The following is a 17031-nucleotide window of genomic DNA, read 5'->3' on the forward strand; positions in this document are numbered from 1 at the left end:
TGGGCCTAACGGGGGGACGATCTGGTTCGGGGGGTGGTACGGGGGCATCCGCGGATGAGGCGGATGCCCCCGGGCCTGCTACGGTTCGGCGTGCTGTGCGGCGCCGGCGGGGTCCAGTGCCTCAGTGCGGACGCCCTCGCTGGCACGGCCGGAACGGCTGAGGGCCACCATCAGGACGGCGGACAGGAGCATGAACCCGCCCACGACGAACATCGGCACGGTGTAGTCGCCTGTCCAGTCCTTGAGCCAGCCGGTGATGTAGCCGGCGCTGAAGCCTGCCAGGTTGCCCACGGTGTTGATCAGGGCGATGCCGGCTGCCGCTGCCGCACCGGTCAGGAACTGGGTGGGAACCGTCCAGAAGTTGGGGAGTGCCGCGAAGATGGCCATGGCCGTGATGGTGATGACGGCGATGGTGGCTGCCGGGCTTCCCGCAAAGAGTGCCAGCGGGATGCTAAGTCCACCCACCAGTGCCGGAACCGCAATGTGCCAGGTCTTGACGCCGCGCTTGGTGGCGTCCTTTGACCAGAAGTAGAGGGCGAAGGCTGCCGGCAGGTACGGGATGGCAGTGATCAGGCCCTTCTGGAGGACGTCAAACTTGGTGCCGTAAATGCCTTCGAAGCCGGAGATGATGGTGGGCAGGAAGAAGCCGAGTGCGTACAGGCCGTAGATGAAGCCGAAGTAGATCAGGGAGAGCATCCAGACGCGGCCGTTGCCGAACACGGTGCGGACGCTGACGTGCTTGTTGCCGGCGGCCGTTTCGTTCTTTTCCTTTTCCAGGGCGCCCGTCAGCCAGGTCTTTTCCTCGGCGGAGAGCCACTTGGCCTTCGCGGGGGAATCGGCCAGGTAGAACCAGGAAATGATGCCGATCAGGATGGCGGGAATGGCCACGCCGAGGAACATGACGCGCCAGCCTTCAAGGCCGAAGAGGCCGTGCTGCTGGATCAGGAGGCCTGCCAGCGGGGCGCCGACCACGGTGGTCAGCGGCTGGGCCAGGTAGAACAGTGCCAGGATCTTGCTGCGGTGCCGTGCGGGAACCCAGAGGCTCAGGAAGAGGATGGCGCCGGGGAAGAAGCCGGCCTCGGCCACACCCAGGATGAAGCGCAGGATGTAGAGCTGTTCAACGTTGGCCACCCAGGTGAACAGCAGGGAGACGATGCCCCAGCTGACCATGATGCGGGCCAGCCAGCGGCGGGCGCCGAACTTGTGGAGGGCCAGGTTGGAGGGGACTTCAAGCAGGATGTAGCCGATGAAGAAGACGCCCGAGGCGAAACCGAACTGGGCGGCGTTGAGCGCCAGGTCCGTGTTCATGCCGTTGGGGCCGGCAAAAGAGATGGCCGTGCGGTCGAGGTAGTTGATGAAGAACATCAGTGCGACGAACGGGACAAGCCGGATCGCCACTTTCCTGATTGCGGATTTTTCGACCACCGATTGTGTGGTGTCCACATTGACTCCTAGATGTTGGTGCCCCGGCCGCATCCGTCACTGGAGGCGTGGGGTGGTCTCATATACGCGCGGACTGGGAGGCGCCGCGGTGCGTGAAGCTGTGAGTTCCACCATAGGACCAAAACGTAAATTGGTCAACCGGTTGACTAGTTATCGTTTCTGGATGGCGGCGGTCATGTGTACGCCGCGCGCGGCGGGGCGTGGTCAACCAGTTGTTACGCTTGGGTGGTGTCCGTAGAATCCGCCGCCTCGACGGCCAAGATCAGCGCCGCCCTGGGTTCTCTGGGGCAGGGTTCAGTGGTGTCGGAAGTGGCCGAGCGCCTGCTGGCTTTCTTTACGAGCGGTGACATTGCACCGGGAACCAGGCTCCCTGCCGAGCGCACGCTGGCTGCCTCCCTTGGCGTGGGCCGGTCAGCGGTGCGGGAGGCCCTCGCTGCGCTGGAAATCCTGGGCATTGTGGTGGTCCGGCCGGGGTCCGGCACCTATCTTCGGGACGGCGTCTCGGAGCTTCTGCCCCGCACCCTGAGCTGGGGCATGATGCTGGGCGCCCCACGCACGCGCGAGCTCGTGGAGCTGCGCAGCGGACTGGAAGTACAGGCTGCCCAGCTGGCCGCGGAGCGCATTACGGTTGAAGCGCTGGCACGGATGCGCGACAATCTGGACACCATGGCCCGCACCCTGGATGACCTCGGCGCCTTCGTCGAGGCGGACGCAGCCTTCCACCGTGAAATCGCTGCGGCTTCAGGCAATCAGGTCCTCCAGGAGCTCCTGCAAAGTATCCGCTCGCTGCTGCGGATCTGGGTGGACCGCGCCCTCACTGATGAGGGCCATGCTGCGGCCGCCCTCAAGGAGCATGCCATGATCCACGAAGCCCTGGCGGCCCGTGACGCAGACGCCGTGACCGCCACCATGCGCTCCCACATGCAGACAGCGTCCCGGCGCCTGCTGGCAGGCTACGACGCCGCCCAGTAGGGCACCGGCCTACCGGGCAGCCGCCTTCTTCAATTCCTGCAGGATTTCCAGCTGGACCCGGTTCATGGAGATCAGCAGCTCGATCTCCTTTTTCGCCTCGACATTGGTGTCGTAGTCGTGTTGGGCCATGGCGGCGGCAATGGCGTCCTGCCGCTTGGCGGCGATGAGCAAAATGGCGCCCTGCAGTCCGGCGAGCATGGAAAGCAAAAGGTTCAGCAGGATATAGGGATACGGATCCCAGGCGTTGGCGGCCAGTGCCACGGTATTGATCGCGGCCCAAATGAGCATGAAGCCGATGAAGCTGCCAACGAAGGGCCAGCTTCCCATCCCGTTGCGCATGATGTCAGCGGCACGCTGTCCCTTGCTCAGGGAAGCTTTGTGTTTCTCGTGCCAGGTCTTTTGTTGGAGGCTCATGGCTCAGGGTAGACCCAGTCCGGACGGTTGCAGGTCTGCCCGGTCCCCTCCCGTCTGGAGCGGTCCCACCGATCCGCGCCGCACCAAGGTGGCAGTGAACTGTGCCGGAGCGGCGGAGGGTAGGCCCTCTATCTGGCGGATGAGCGCCTTGGCCGCTGCAACGCCCATGTTGTAGACGGGCTGGGCAATAACGGTAAGGGGTGGGCTCACGAGCCTGGTCCAGGCGAAGTCGTCATACATGAGGAACGAAACATCGGCCGGAATGGACAGTCCCAGTTCCTGGATGGCCTCGACCACGCTGAGGGCGATCAGGCCATCCGATGCGACCACGGCTGTGGCGCGGTTGGGATCCCGCAGTACTTCGCGGGTGATGCTGCGGATGGAGTCTTCGTCGCCCGCATTCAACCTGACAAGGTCTTCCGGGAATGGCAGTCCCGCAGCAAGGAAAGCCTGCCGCATCCCCTCAATGCGGTCCGCAATCTGGGAGGACTCCAAGGTCATGCCCGGCGTATAGGGCGAGTCGGTCCGCAGCGTGGAAATGAAGGCGATGCGCCGGTGCCCTGCCTCGAGAAGATATTGTGTGGCCTCCAGGGAAATCCTCACCATGTCCACGGCCATGGTCTCCACCTCAAGGTCGCCGGCGGTGCGGTCGATGAACACCAGGGGGCGTCCGGACCGGTGGACATCCTGCAGGTGTTCGGTGTCCACGGATGACGCCGGGGCGACGATAAGGCCGTCCACCCGCTTGTCCAGCAAAACCCGCACCGCGTCCACTTCTGCGGCCCGGTCCTCGTCAGTGTTGACCAGGATGACGTTGTAGCCGGCTTTTTTGGCCGTGTCCGTGATGCCCCGCGTGGCAAGCCCAAAATGCGGGTTTTCGATGTCACCCACCACCACGCCGATGGTGTGCGATTTGCCGGTGTTCATGCTGCGGGCCAGCTCGTTGGGCCGGTACGAAAGCGCTTCGGCGGCCGCGAGGACGCGCTCGCGGACGTCGTCGCTGACAGCGCCGTAATTGCCCAGCGCCCGTGCGGCCTGCGCCTTGGAGACCTGCGCAGCTTTTGCGACGTCGGCAACGGTTACGTCCCGCCGTCGTGCTCCATCACCGTTCATCTTCACCTTTCGAGGGGGTGTTGACGCCCCCTGTGACTTCAGCTACATTTCTATCCATCGATGTGAGTCCGGTCTCAATCTTATGGTGTGAGACCGGACTCAACAAGACCATCGGCGACTTTCTTCGGCGGCCCTGACAGCACCGCCTTCCCACCAACGATTGGACAACGCTGTGAAGAACAAGAACCTCCGACCTGCCGGATTTGCCGCAGCAGCCCTTGCCGCGGTCCTGGCACTTTCCGGCTGCGGCTCCACCTCGGCCGCCTCCACCACCGAAAACAACCCCTACGGACTTATCCAGCCCGGCACCATCCGGGTGGCAAGCCTCGGTGACTCAAAGCCGTACACGTTCGCTGATGCCTCCGGAAATTTCACCGGCTTCGACGTCGAACTCTTCAAGGACGTGGCCCACCGGGCCGGTGTGGACAACGTAGTCTTCACCGGGCAGGACTTCTCGGGCCTCCTCGCCGCTGTGGCCAACGGACAGTTTGATGCCGGTGTCGCGGCCATCGGTATCACCGACAAGCGGAAAGAAACCGTGGACTTCTCGGACGGTTACCTGGCCGGCTACCTCACGGTCATCACCACCAAGACCTCCGGCATCACCAGCGCGGACGGGCTGGCCGGCAAACGCCTGGGTGTGGTCCAGGGAACCCTGCAGGAAGCCTACGCGGTGAAGAACTTCACCTCGGCCAGCCTGGTCCGCTTCCCTGACAACAACACCGCTATCGCCGCCGTGAACAGCGGAACCGTGGACGCGCACTTCCTGGACTACGAGGCCGCCAAGGCCTATGAGGAGCAGCACGGCCTGGTCAGCGCCGCGGACATCCCGTCCTTCGACGCCCCGGCCGGGTTTGCGGTGGCCAAGGGCAAGACGGCCTTCAAGGAAGCCCTGAACAAGGGCCTGGCCGCAGCCATGGAAGACGGCACCTGGAAGAAGCTCTACCAGAAGTGGTTCCCGGGCTCACCGATGCCCGAGCAGTACCTGCCCAAGGCTGAGCAGACCGCATCACCCTCGCCGAGCAAGTAAGCCCCAAGCATCATTTGCCGGGCTGGCAGGCTTCGGGCCACCTGGCCGGGCGGGCCGCCTTACGCGGACTGCCCGGCACCTCCCCTTCATCTACGTCTGAGAGCAACCATGGACTGGCTCAACACCATCATCCGTACCTTCTTTGACTTCGGCGCTATGGCCGAGGTCCTGCCCCAACTCCTGACGGTCGGCCTGCTGAACACGCTGATCATCTCCATTGCCGCCACCGTCCTTGGCACGGTGCTGGGAATGGTGGTGGCCGTCATGGGCATTTCACCGTCCAAGTGGCTGCGCGTCCCGGCCAGGATCTACACGGACCTTTTCCGCGGCCTGCCGGCCATCCTCACCATCCTGCTGATTGGCCAGGGCTTTGCCCGCCTGAGCCAGTCGATCTTCGGCCCGTCCCCCTACCCGCTGGGCATCATCGCGCTGAGCCTGATCGCCAGCGCCTACATTGGGGAGATCTTCCGCGCCGGGATCCTCAGCGTGGACAAGGGCCAAGGCGAGGCCTGCCGTGCCCTGGGCATGAGCTACGCCAAGTCCATGGCCCTGGTGGTGGTGCCCCAAGGTGTCCGCCGGGTCCTCCCGGCGCTGGTGAACCAGTTCATCGCCATCGTCAAGGACTCCTCCCTGGTGTACTTCCTGGGCCTGCTGGTCACCGAACGCGAACTCTTCCGCGTGGGCCAGGACGCCGCCGTGCTGTCCGGGAACCTTTCACCCCTGGTGGCCGCCGGCCTCCTCTACCTGGTGATCACCGTCCCGCTGACGCACCTGGTGAACCACTTCGACAACAAGTTCCGCACCGGCCGCCGCCGCGCCGCACCACCCACCAGCGGACTGAAGGAAGTCAAGGAACTCGACGCGGCCTCGCCGCTCACAGCCGGGAGCAACACATGAACACCCCCACCCCCACCACCATGAATACCGCCACTCCTGAGGCGCAGTCGTTCCGCGGCTCAAGCCTGGAACTGCGCAACCTCACCATGGCGTACGGCGACATCGAGGTACTGCGCAACGTCAGCCTCACCGTGGCGCCGGGCACCACCACCTGCATCATCGGCCCCTCGGGATCCGGCAAATCCACCCTGCTGCGCGGCGTCAACCGGCTGCACGAACCAAAAAGCGGAAACGTCCTGCTCGCGGGCGACAGCACCCTGACCGTCAACCCGGACACCCTCCGCACCCGCATCGGCATGGTGTTCCAGCACTTCAACCTCTTCCCGGACCACACTGCCGAGGAAAACGTGGCACTCGCCCTCTGGAGTGTCAAAGGCATGCCCAAGGCCCAGGCCATGGAACGCGCCCGCCAACGGCTCGCCGAGGTTGGCCTCGCCGAACGTGCCGACCACCGCCCCCGTGACCTCTCCGGCGGCCAGCAGCAACGAGTCGCCATCGCCCGCGCCCTGGCCATGGAACCCGAAGTGATGCTCTTCGACGAAGCCACCAGCGCCCTGGACCCCGAACTGGTCAAAGGCGTCCTGAACCTCATGGCCGGCCTGGGCCGCCGCGGCATGACCATGCTCGTCGTCACCCACGAAATGGGCTTCGCCCGGAAAGTGGCAGACCAGGTGGTCTTCATGGATGAAGGCGAAGTGGTGGAGGCCGGGACACCCGCCCAACTCTTCGACAACCCCCGCAGCGAACGCCTCCAGCGCTTCCTCTCCGAGGTGCTCTGATGGGTGCGGTTGCAGCGGCACCCATCCGGACCGCCGTCGTCGGCTTTGGAATCTCCGGCAAGGTCTTCCACGCGCCCCTGGTCGCGGCCAACCCGGACTTCTCGCTGGACGTCATCGTCACGGCCCAGCCGGACCGTGCGGCGGAGGCGGCACGCCTCTATCCGCAGGCACGGATTGCCGGCACCCCGGAGGAGCTGTTCGCCCTGGCAGCGGACCTGGACCTGGTCATCCTGGGAACCCCGCCGCACACGCACTACGGCCTGGCCGCGACAGCCATCGCCCACGGCCTGCACGTGGTGGTGGACAAGCCTTTCGTCCCCACCTCCGACTTGGGCGCGGAGCTGATCAGCAGGGCGGCCGACGGCGGGGTGCAGCTGACGGTGTTCCAGAACCGCCGGTGGGATGCAGACTTCCTCACCCTCCAGAAAGTGTTGGCGTCCGGAGGCCTTGGCAGGATCACCAGCTTCGAATCGCGGTTCGAATGGTGGCGGCCCGAAGGCTTCGGCAACTGGCGTGACACGGTGTCCCTTTCCGAGGGCGGCGGCATCCTGCACGACCTCGGCGCGCACCTGATCGACCAGGCCATCCACCTTTTCGGCCCGGTGGAACGGAGCTACGGCGAAACTGCCAATCGCGGTCCGCATCCGGACGCGGCGGATACCGAAGCCTTCGTGTCGTTGCTGCACGCCTCCGGCGTCCGCACGCGGCTCTGGATGAACGGCATGGCCGCCCAGGCCGGGCCGCGGTTCCACGTCCTCGGTTCCCGCGCCGGCTACACCAAGTGGGGCCTGGACGGACAAGAACCTGCCCTCGCTGCCGGGATGCCGCCGTCGGACCCCGCCTATGGCGTGGAACCCCAGGAGCGTTGGGGGCTCGTGGGGGTGGACGGGGCAACCGCGCCGGTCCGCGCCGAACGCGGCGCCTACCCGCAGTTCTACGTCCAGTTGGCCACCGCCCTGCACGGAAACGGGCCGCTGCCGGTGGATCCCGCCGAACCGCTTGAGGTGCTGAAGGTCATCGAGGGCATCCACGCCCTGGCCTGACGCCACCCCCAACTTCCCCTGACACATCGTCAGCGTCTTCCGCAACCACGAATTTCACAGAAAGGGACAACATGTCCTCTCTTCCAGCGACCAAGCGCGTTGCCGTCATCGGCGGCGGCATCCTCGGGGTCTCCACCGCAGTCCACCTGCTCCGCGAAGGAGCGTCCGTGATCCTGCTGACCGAGCGCGGGCTCGCCAGCGAGGCCAGCGGCCGCTCGCTGTCCTGGCTCAACTCCGCCGGCGAACGGTCCACCCCGTACCACCAGCTGCGTGTGGCCGGTGTTGACCGCTACCGCACCCTCTTCGCCTCGGACCCCAGCCGCGACTGGCTGCAGTTTGGCGGCGGCCTGATGTGGAATGCTGCCGGGCAGGGCGAGGCCACGGCGGGCCGGCACGCCTACGAAAAGTCCATCGGCTACGACTCCCGGCTTCTCGCCCCCAGCCATATCGCAGCCACCACCCCCGGCATTGATGCGGACGCCGTGCCGGAGAATGCCATTTTCAATCCCGGCGAGGGCTGGGTGAGCCTGCCGGACCTGATCGACTTCCTCATGGAGGAGTTCCACGCCCGCGGCGGCGAATTGGTCCTGAACGCGGGAAAAGCCTCCGTCATGGTGGAAGGCGGCCGCACCTCCGGCGTGGAGACAGCGTCGGGCGGGACATACCAGGCCGACGCGGTGCTGGTGGCTTGCGGTGCAGCGACGCCCGCCGTCGTCGAACCCCTGGGAGTGCAGATCCCGAACGGCTCTCCCGTGTCCATGCTGGTGGTGACCAAGCAGGTGCAGCACGATGTGGCCGCGGTGATGAACACCCCGCGCGCAGCCTTGCGGCCCAACCCGGGCGGGACGTTTGCCCTGGACCACGACTGGTACGAGGAACGCATTACCGAGCACTCGGACGGCTCCTTCAGCATCCCCGATGAGGTGGTCCAGGAACTGGCCGATGAGGCATCGAAGCTTGTTGCCGGCAATCCGGAACTCAAGCCCGCCTCCTGGAAGATGGGCTACAAGCCCATTCCCGGGGACGGCGAACCCGTCCTCGGCGAACTGGGCCAGGTGCCCGGATGCTTCGTTGCCTTCACGCACTCCGGCGCCACGCTGGGACTCATTGCCGGTGAGCTCCTGGCCGGGGAAATCCTGACCGGCAGGAAGCACCCCATGCTGGCCACCTTCCGGCCGGGACGCTTCTCCTAGGCCGGGTCAAAGGGGCGGGGCCGTGCTGAGTGCGGCTCCGCCCCTTTGCCTGCGCCTGCCGGACCGGATGCCGTCCGGAATCAGGCGCCCAAATGCCCCGTGAGGCGGCGGTGGAACCGGGTGCTGCGCTCGTCCAGGCCTTCGATGGCCACTTCGGCGCCATGATCCGCGTACTTCGTCTCGATCGAGTCCAGGGCGGCAACCGTTGAAGCGTCCCAGATTTGGGCCCGGCTGAGGTCGATGGTCACGGAAGCGGGGTCGTCGGCGTAGGCGAAGTGCTCCACGAGGTCATTGCTGCTGCCGAAGAACAACGGCCCCACCACCTCGTAGCGGACGCTTCCGCCGTCGACCGCCAAGGTCCGCTCAACGGTGATGACATGGGCCACGCGGCGTGCGAACAGCACCATGGCGAGGATCACGCCCACCAGGACCCCATAGGCAAGGTTCCCGGTCAGGACCACGACCGCGACCGTGACACCCATGACGAGCGTCTCGGGGACCGGCATCCGCTTCAGGGTGGACGGTTTGACGCTGTGCCAGTCCACGGTGGTCACGGCGACCACCATCATCACGGCCGCCAGCGCCACCATGGGGATCTGTCCCATGATCGAACTGAGCCCCGTCACCAGGGCCAAAAGGAAGATCCCCGCCACGAACGTCGAGATGCGGGTGCGGGCCTGCCCGGTCTTCACGTTGAGGACGGTCTGGCCGATCATGGCGCAGCCGGCGATCCCGCCATAGAGGCCGGCGAAGATGTTCGAGACGCCCAGGGCCCAGGACTCGCGGCCCTTGTGCGACGGGGTGTCCGTGATGTCGTCGACGAGCTTGGCCGTGAGCAGGGTTTCCATGAGGCCGACGAACGCCACGCTCAGCGCGGTGGGCAGAACCAGTTGGAATGTCTCCAGGGTCAGCGGAAACTGGAATGGGGTGATCCCGGGCATCTTGCCGGTGAGCGGGTCCTCGTCCGCGACGTTCGGAACGGCGAGGCCGGCGATGATGGCGATGGCGGTGACAACGACGATCGCCACCAGCGGCGACGGGACCGCCTTGGTGAAGCGCGGCAGGATGAAGATGATCGCGAACGTCAGGCCGAACAGGACGTAGGCGAGCCAGGGGACGTTGAGGACGTGCGGCACCTGCGCCATGAAGATCAGCACGCCCAGGGCGTTGACGAAGCCGATCATCACTGAACGCGGGATGAACCGCATCAGCCGGGCCAGGCCGGCCAGGCCGAAGACGATCTGGATGACGCCGGCGAGGAGCACCGTGGGCAGGACGTACTCGACGCCGTGCTCGTGGACCAGCGGCGCGATCACCAAGGCTACGGAGCCCGCCGCCGCCGTCACCACGCCCGGACGGCCGCCGAGGACCGACATGGTCAGGGCCAGCACGATGGAGGCCACCAGGCTGACCATCGGATCGACACCGGCGACGATAGAAAACGAAATGACTTCAGGGACCAGCGCAAGGGTGGTCACCATGCCGGCAAGGACCTCGCGGGAAAGCTGCCGCGGGGAGCGCAGCGCGGTCAGGACCGTGACCGGCTTCCGAAGAAGGCGGGGATTGTCGGCGACGGACAAGGGGCGGCTCCAGGGACGTGGGCCCTCAAGGGAGGGTGGGTGGTCAACGTTTTGCGCGCCACGGTGCGCGCGGGTCCAGCCCGGTCATGGAAGACAATGGGGATGGAGAGAGAATGCGCCGGGAACTCTCGGCTGCATCTGCAACACTACCCTAACGTGAGGGTTGAGCCGGATTGGTGACGTGATGGTGAACGAAATGACCGCTGAAGAAGTGGTGGCCACGATGCATATCGGGGAGCTGGCCGACCGTTCCCAGATGTCGTTACGGACCATCCGCCACTACGACGAGGTTGGGCTGCTCAAACCGTCGGGGCGCACCGAAGGCGGGTTCCGCCTGTACACCGAGCGTGACTTCACGCGCCTGCTCCTGATCCGCCGGATGAAGCCACTCGGGTTCACGCTCGAGGCCATGTCCGGCCTCTTGCGGGTCATCGACGCGCTGGAGGCGGCCGAACCGGGCGTGGAGGACGCAAGTGTCAGGTCCGAACTGAACGAATTCATCGAGGAGGCTGCCCGGCGCCGGGCCAAGCTGGAGGAACAACTCGGCATGGCCGACGAATTCCTTGCGCTGCTTCGTGCCCGGCAGGATGGCCCGGGCAGCAATAAGCATGGCTGATAAAATGGCCGGGTTGCAGGGCGGCCTTGAAGCTGGTTGAGCCAGGGCCGTAACAAGGTAGGGGACCACACACATCATGACGGCAGGCGGGTCACACCTCAGGACATCGGACAGCCGGCCGGGCGAACCGGCCAATGCTTCCGTGCCTGCCAAGGGCCGCGCCTACCTGGCAACCATTGAAGGTTTCATCGGCGCCCTGATGATGTTCGTCGGTTCCATCGGCACGGGTTGGATTGCCAACGGCTCACCCATGATCCGCCAGCCCGTTGTGATCGCGCTCCGCACCGAGGGGTGGGGAGTGGCGGTCTCCACCGTCCTGTTGACCGCCGGGGCCATGCTGCTGATGCGCTCCTGGCTCCGGCTGGGCCAGCGGCTGGGGGACTGGGGCCATTCGTCGCTGCGGTCCGTGGTGGTGGCCATCTCCGCCTGGTCGTTGCCCCTGCTGTTCTGCGTCCCGGTCTTCTCCCGCGACGTCTACGCCTACACGGGCCAGGGCCGGCTGGTGATGGAAGGCCAAAACCCCTACGAGGTTGGCATCTCCACCCTCAACAACTGGTTCGCGCTTGGCGCCGACCCCGCCTGGGCGGAAAACCGGACACCCTACGGCCCCTACTTCCTGTGGCTGGCGCGCGGGGTGGTGGGACTGACCGGCGCCCAACCGGACGCATCCGTCCTGCTGTTCCGCCTGCTGGCCGGCGTCGGCGTGCTGCTCTGCGTCATCTACGTGCCCAAGCTCGCCGAGCTGCACGGCATCAACGGGGCGCGCGCACTCTGGGTCTCCGTGGCCAACCCGCTGTTCCTCATCAGCTTCATCGCCAGCGCGCACAACGACGCGCTCATGGTGGGGCTCGCCGTCGCCGGCGTGTACCTGGCCGCCACCCGCCGGTACCTCCTGGGCATCCTCCTGGTGACCGCCTCGATCGGCATCAAGCCCATCACGGTGCTGCTGCTGCCCTTCATCGGCCTCATGTGGGCCGGCCCGGGGGCCACCTGGCCGCGGAAGTTCCTCATGTGGGCGGCCACGGCGGGCATCAGTTTTGGCGTCCTGGCCCTCAGCGGCATCCCGTTCAACCTGGGTATCGGCTGGACCTGGGCCATCATGGACCCCACCCCCGGCTATACGGGTTATTCCCCCTCCGGCTTCCTGGGCCAGCAGGTGGAGATGCTGGCCAACGCCCTGGGCCTGCCGGGCGGAACCTTGGCCACCCTGCTGCGGACCGGCATGAAGTGGGCAGCCATCGGCCTGGTCCTGCTGCTGATGTTCCGCGGCGACTACTCGCGGGCGGTGCGGCGGATGGCCCTGGCGTTCACCGCCGTCGTAATGCTTTCCCCATCATCCAGCCGTGGTATATCCTGTGGTTCCTGCCGTTCCTGGCCGTCACCGGCATCCGGGACGACTGGCAGATCCGCTCGCTGTACGTGGGCGTGACGTTCTTCGTGGTGTTCGGCGCCCAGGACCAGCTCTCGGTCTGGTCCTTCGTGGAGTTGCCCATCGACGCCTCGTCCCTGGCGTTCTTCACCGCCCTGGCCTTCACGTTCTACCTGCTGGTCCTGGATGTCCACACCCGGAAACTGCTGATCGAAGGCCGGCCGCTGGATGTGGCGCGGCGGGCGTGGACGTGGGCACTGGAACGCCGGGCTGCGCGACGGGCTGAAGCCCGCGCCGCCGTCGACCGCTCCGAGGCCCCCTAGGCTCCTGCCGGTACCTGCGCGGTGGTTTTCCGGCCAGCCCGCGGTGCGCTTCACCGACCACCACAGCAGCACCACCAGGAGAACGTTGCGGGTGGTGAGGATGGCCGCCATGACCGGGTGGGCGTGGATGAGCGGCGTGTAGAACAGCGGGTAGATCACGAACGTGGTCATGGCGATGCCCATCAGCAACGCTGCCGGGACCTTCCAGCGCTCCCAGTCGTGGGTGAGGCCGGCGATGATCACCGGCGCCAGCCAGATGATGAACTGCGGGGAGCCCACCTTGTTGAAGACGATGAACGCGGTGACCATCATCAGGGCACCCTCGAGGAACAGTTCTTCCCGCTCGGCGCCGCGCCGCAGGGCACGCACCAGCAGGATGGCTGCGGTGACGGCCGCCAGGACCAGCAGCGGCTGCATCAGGAACGCCGCGGTACTGGCTCCCGGGCCGTAGACCTCGGTGGAGTTGATGGCGGTATTGTCGGCCATTTTCGAGCCGGCAATCTGGAACACGCTCAGCCACACCCAGGGGGTGGAGAACGTGGCTTCGAGCTGCATGCCGCGCTCGCCCTGGTTGGTGAGGAAGTCCATGATGTGCGGCAGGCCGCCGGTCAGCCAGGTTCCCAGGCCGACGACGGCGGTCACGGCGGCGCCGGCGAGCACCACCTGGACGCGCTTGTGGCTGGCGATCACGATAGGCACCAGCACAGCCGCGGGCCACACCTTGATCCAGGTGGCGATGCTGAGCAGCACGCCTGCCACCACGGGCCGTTCCGCCACATAGAGCAGCGCGATCAGGACGATCGGGGCGGTAATCCCTTCCACCCGGGCAAAGCTGAGGTACCCCATGAAGACCGTGAAGAACAGCCACCACCAGGCAGGAGCAACACCGGTGACGGTCCGCGGTCCGCGGGTCAGGTAGAGCAGTCCGACGGCGTTCAGCGCCGTGATGATCAGGAACCAGACCAGCAGGTAGGGGCCGGGCCCGGCGATGTTGGCAAGGAAGATGGGGATCTGCGCCAGCACCGGGTAGACCCAGGGGCTGATCTTCCCGGTCAGGTCCGCCGGGTTGTAGCCGGCCATGGCCCACTGACGGTACTGCTCGGTGTCGCTGAACGTATTGCCGTTCAGGAAGAAGGACGCCATCCAGCCCAGGAAATACATGTGCACGACGGCGAAGCCCCACCAGACGCTGGACGGTCTGGCGAACCAGTCCACCACGGCGGCCGGGAGGACTTTGCTGCGGACCGTCACCAGGCGGTCAAAGAACCTCGTGGAAATTTCAGGTCTCCTTGAGCGCGGGGGCAGGTGTTGCGGTCTTCCTGCCCAGGGAGTACAGGCGCCGGACGCTCCACAGGAACAGGACCACGAGCAGGACGTTGCGGATGGTCAGGACGAGGGCCATCCACGGGTTGTTGTGGCTGAGGGCGTCGTAGAACAGCGGGTAGATGAAGTACGTGGCCACGGCGATGGCGATCAGCATCGCCGCCGGAACGCGCCATTCGCGCCAGCTGTGGGCCAGGCCGACGGCGACGGCGGGTCCCAGCCACACCATGAACTGCGGGGAGCCCACTTTGTTGAAGACCACGAAGGCGGCGGCGAGGGCGAGGGCGCCGGCGAGAAGCAGTTCCGTGCGGTCAACACCGCCGGCCACCTTGTGCTGCTTGCCGTTGTGGAGCGCCCAGAAGGCCAGGCCTGCCACCAGCAGGGCGGCCAGGACAAGGAGCGGCTGCATCAGCACGGACATGGTGGCGGTGCCCGGGCCGTCCACCTGCATGGAGTTGATGTCCGTGTTCATGTACATCCGGGAACCGCCCGCGTTCAGGACGGACAGCCAGAGCCAAGGGGTGGTGAAGGTGGCCTCGAGTTGCATGCCGCGGTCGCCCTGCTGCGTGAGGAAGTTCAGGAGCTTGGAAACGCTGCCCAGGGCGGCCGCCAGCGCCACGACGCCCGCCGTCGTCGCGATTCCTGCCAGCACCACCAGCAGGCGGCTCTTTACCACCGCGAAGAGGGCCAGCATGATGGCTGCCGGCCACACCTTCACCCAGGTGCCGATGGCCAGCAGGACCGAGGCCACGAACGGGCGCTGGACCCCGTACGCCAGGGCTACCAGGACCAGCGGGGCGGTGAGTCCGTCCACGCGGGCGAATCCCAGCCAGCCCATCAGGAACGTGAAGGCCAGCCACCACCAGCCGGCGGGGATGGCGTTGGTGTTGCGGCCCCGCGCCGTGAGTTTCAGCAGCGCCCAGCCGTTGAGGAGCGTGGTCATGAGGACCCAGAGGAAGAAGAACGGCCCCGGTCCCGCCACGCCCGCGATAGCCATGGGGATCAACGCCAGGATGGGGTAGACCCAGGGGCTGGGGCCGCCGGAGAGGTTCGCGTCGTTGAAGCCGGCCATGGCCCACTCGCGGTAAATGAAGGTGTCGCTGAAGGCCTCGCCGCGCAGGGACAAGGATGCGCCGAACACCAGGAAGACCAGGTGCACCACAATGAAGCCGCCCAGCAGCCCGCGCCCGCTGTTCAACGCCGTACGCACCCTCGCCGGGAGGATGACGTCGCGGATCCGGGTGAGGTTGCCGAAGAGAGCGTCGGTGGAAATGGCGGATTCCTTGTCAGGTCGTTGCACAGTCAGCGGCGGCGCAAAATGGCTCGGGTCGTGCCCCGAAGCGGGTCTCATGGAGATTGGAGGCCTTGGATTTCGGGTTCCAGTCCCGTTCAACTCTAATTCACGGCGCATCTCCGCCAATAATTGTCAGGACAAGCCCGGGACTCCACGCGCCTGACCTGCGGCCTTTATCTAAAGTTGCTGGCACTTAATTGCTCAGGCACCATGGTGCGAGGCACGTGAGTGCCCACCGCCTATGCAGCCAGGGGGAGCGCAGGGCGTCATATGACCACCCCAACCCCACGAAAGACATAAGGCACCATCACATGAACTTCCCCCTGACCCTCACCGTGTCCGACCGCCAGAGCATGGACAGCGAACTCGACGCCGCCGTCGCAGCCGCCAAGGCCCACGCCCTCACCGGCAAGCGGCACGGTATCCTCGTCACCCGGCACGGCGTGGACAAATTCACCGTTGCCCTCAGCGAGGCGGTCCCCTTCGGCCTCACCCGGGAACACCAGGCCTGGTAGCCACTTCTTTGCCGCCAATCCTGCGGCGCCTCTCCCGTATGTGACGCGCATTCTCACGCGTTTGGGCTCATCCCGGCATGGGTACCTGCTGTTCGTCTGCCCTGAGCAGGGCAGGGGCAGGAGAATGGACGCATGGACAACAGGATGAGCGTGGCGGTGCTGGGGACCGGAATCATGGGGGCTGCCATGGCGCGCAACCTCCTTCGGGCCGGCCACAAAGTGACGGTGTGGAACCGGGACCCGGCCAAAGCCGAGCCGCTCACCGCCGAGGGTGCCGTGCGTGCCTCCAGCCCTGCCGAAGCCGTGGAAGCCGCCGACGTTGTCCTCACCATGCTGTACGACGCCGCCGCGGTGGCGCAGGTCATGCGGCAGGCGGCGCCCGGCATTCGCTCCGGCACGGCCTGGCTCCAGTCCACCACCGTGGGAGTGCAGGACGTTCCCGTTCTCGCCGCCTTGGCCGCCGACCTCGGCCTGGACCTGGTGGAAGCACCTGTCTCCGGCACCCGCGCCCCCGCCGAGGCGGGCCAGCTGCTGGTCCTCGCCGCCGGCCCCGAAGCCATCCGCCCCCGCGTAGCGCCGGTCCTCGATGCCATCGGCGAACGCACCATCTGGACCGGCGACGACCCCGCCAAGGGTTCGGCTGCCCGGCTCAAGCTGGTGGTCAACAGCTGGGTCATTGCCGCCTCCAACGCCGCGGGCGAGGTGGTGGCGCTTGCCCAGGCGCTGGCCGTCGATCCCGGGCAGTTCCTCAACGTGCTCGACGGCGGTCCGCTGGACCTGCCCTACCTGCGCACCAAGATGGGACTCATCCTTGACGACGGCCTGGAGCCGGCGTCCTTCGCCGTGGACACCGCCCGCAAGGACGCCCACCTCATTGTCGATGCCGCCGCAGCCGAAGGCCTGAAACTCGACGGAGCCGAGGCCGCTGCCGCCCGGCTTGACCGGGTGGCGGACCAGGGCCGCGCCAAGCAGGACATGGCCGCCGCGTATCATGCCAGCAGGTAGCAGGGCTCCTTTCCAGGGCGCCCCAGCCCGTCGGGATAGCGCTTGCCGTTGACGTTGTCCGCGTCACCTTCTATATTGGATGAATCGATTCAAGAGTTGCCGCTCTCCTGCCCCGATCCGGC

Annotated in this window: 14 protein-coding genes and 2 pseudogenes; 10 read left to right on the forward strand and 6 right to left on the reverse strand. The window is 66.3% G+C overall.

From position 1 onward, the window contains the following. Window positions 1-78 precede the first annotated feature (78 nt). On the reverse strand, window positions 79-1443 hold the full coding sequence (locus tag ACX5I6_RS05005) for an MFS transporter (RefSeq protein ID WP_461839688.1): 1365 nt from the start codon (window positions 1441-1443) through the stop codon (window positions 79-81). A gap of 228 nt (window positions 1444-1671) precedes the next feature. Between ACX5I6_RS05005 and ACX5I6_RS05010 the strand changes: the two genes are divergently transcribed. Further along, entirely contained in the window at window positions 1672-2415 is a 744-nt protein-coding gene (locus ACX5I6_RS05010) for a FadR/GntR family transcriptional regulator (RefSeq protein ID WP_461839689.1), read from the forward strand. Window positions 2416-2424: 9 nt separating this feature from the next. Here the strand turns inward: ACX5I6_RS05010 and ACX5I6_RS05015 are convergent, their stop codons facing one another. Together ACX5I6_RS05015 and ACX5I6_RS05020 are read right to left on the reverse strand one after the other, a co-directional pair. Further along, entirely contained in the window at window positions 2425-2829 is a 405-nt protein-coding gene (locus tag ACX5I6_RS05015) for a DUF1003 domain-containing protein (RefSeq protein ID WP_018763361.1), read from the reverse strand. A 3-nt stretch (window positions 2830-2832) separates the two neighbouring features. Then, the gene (locus ACX5I6_RS05020; protein ID WP_018763360.1) at window positions 2833-3942 is read right to left on the reverse strand and encodes a LacI family DNA-binding transcriptional regulator; all 1110 of its coding nucleotides are present in this window, start codon (window positions 3940-3942) and stop codon (window positions 2833-2835) included. Between the two features lie 172 nt (window positions 3943-4114). On the opposite strand from ACX5I6_RS05020, the gene ACX5I6_RS05025 reads away from it, so the two are divergent. From ACX5I6_RS05025 to ACX5I6_RS05045, 5 genes are all read left to right on the forward strand, one after another. Then, a complete protein-coding gene (locus tag ACX5I6_RS05025) occupies window positions 4115-4972 on the forward strand; it encodes an ABC transporter substrate-binding protein (RefSeq protein ID WP_461839690.1) in 858 nt (285 codons plus the stop codon). A gap of 108 nt (window positions 4973-5080) precedes the next feature. Next, entirely contained in the window at window positions 5081-5869 is a 789-nt protein-coding gene (locus ACX5I6_RS05030; protein WP_461839691.1) for an amino acid ABC transporter permease, read from the forward strand. Further along, window positions 5866-6648, forward strand: coding sequence for an amino acid ABC transporter ATP-binding protein (locus ACX5I6_RS05035; RefSeq protein WP_461839692.1), 783 nt, complete (start codon window positions 5866-5868; stop codon window positions 6646-6648). Before ACX5I6_RS05030 ends, ACX5I6_RS05035 begins: the two co-directional genes overlap by 4 nt. Then, entirely contained in the window at window positions 6648-7691 is a 1044-nt protein-coding gene (locus tag ACX5I6_RS05040) for a Gfo/Idh/MocA family protein (RefSeq protein WP_461839693.1), read from the forward strand. The genes ACX5I6_RS05035 and ACX5I6_RS05040 overlap by 1 nt, the downstream gene beginning before the upstream one ends. 71 nt (window positions 7692-7762) lie before the next feature. Continuing rightward, complete coding sequence (locus ACX5I6_RS05045; protein ID WP_461839694.1) at window positions 7763-8884, forward strand: NAD(P)/FAD-dependent oxidoreductase; 1122 nt, start codon at window positions 7763-7765, stop codon at window positions 8882-8884. An 80-nt stretch (window positions 8885-8964) separates the two neighbouring features. On the opposite strand, the gene ACX5I6_RS05050 is transcribed toward ACX5I6_RS05045, so the two are convergent. Further along, complete coding sequence (locus ACX5I6_RS05050) at window positions 8965-10464, reverse strand: SulP family inorganic anion transporter (protein WP_461839695.1); 1500 nt, start codon at window positions 10462-10464, stop codon at window positions 8965-8967. Between the two features lie 184 nt (window positions 10465-10648). Here ACX5I6_RS05050 and ACX5I6_RS05055 point away from each other — a divergent pair, with 184 nt between their 5' ends. Next, the gene (locus ACX5I6_RS05055; RefSeq protein WP_461841675.1) at window positions 10649-11080 is read left to right on the forward strand and encodes a MerR family transcriptional regulator; all 432 of its coding nucleotides are present in this window, start codon (window positions 10649-10651) and stop codon (window positions 11078-11080) included. A gap of 76 nt (window positions 11081-11156) precedes the next feature. Continuing rightward, window positions 11157-12772 (forward strand): annotated as a pseudogene (gene mptB, locus ACX5I6_RS05060) (polyprenol phosphomannose-dependent alpha 1,6 mannosyltransferase MptB). Here mptB and ACX5I6_RS05065 read toward each other — a convergent pair. Both ACX5I6_RS05065 and ACX5I6_RS05070 read right to left on the reverse strand, forming a co-directional pair. Further along, window positions 12769-14023 (reverse strand): annotated as a pseudogene (locus ACX5I6_RS05065) (glycosyltransferase 87 family protein). The pseudogenes mptB and ACX5I6_RS05065 sit on opposite strands and share 4 nt — an antisense overlap. A 28-nt stretch (window positions 14024-14051) precedes the next feature. Next, window positions 14052-15395 (reverse strand): glycosyltransferase family 87 protein, encoded by a 1344-nt coding sequence (locus ACX5I6_RS05070; RefSeq protein WP_461839696.1) that lies wholly within the window; start codon window positions 15393-15395, stop codon window positions 14052-14054. A gap of 305 nt (window positions 15396-15700) precedes the next feature. Between ACX5I6_RS05070 and ACX5I6_RS05075 the strand changes: the two genes are divergently transcribed. Further along, complete coding sequence (locus ACX5I6_RS05075) at window positions 15701-15904, forward strand: hypothetical protein (RefSeq protein WP_018763349.1); 204 nt, start codon at window positions 15701-15703, stop codon at window positions 15902-15904. A gap of 132 nt (window positions 15905-16036) precedes the next feature. Next, window positions 16037-16909, forward strand: coding sequence for an NAD(P)-dependent oxidoreductase (locus ACX5I6_RS05080; protein ID WP_461839697.1), 873 nt, complete (start codon window positions 16037-16039; stop codon window positions 16907-16909). Window positions 16910-17031 lie beyond the last annotated feature (122 nt).

It is taken from the genome of Arthrobacter sp. MMS24-T111, from assembly GCF_054888995.1.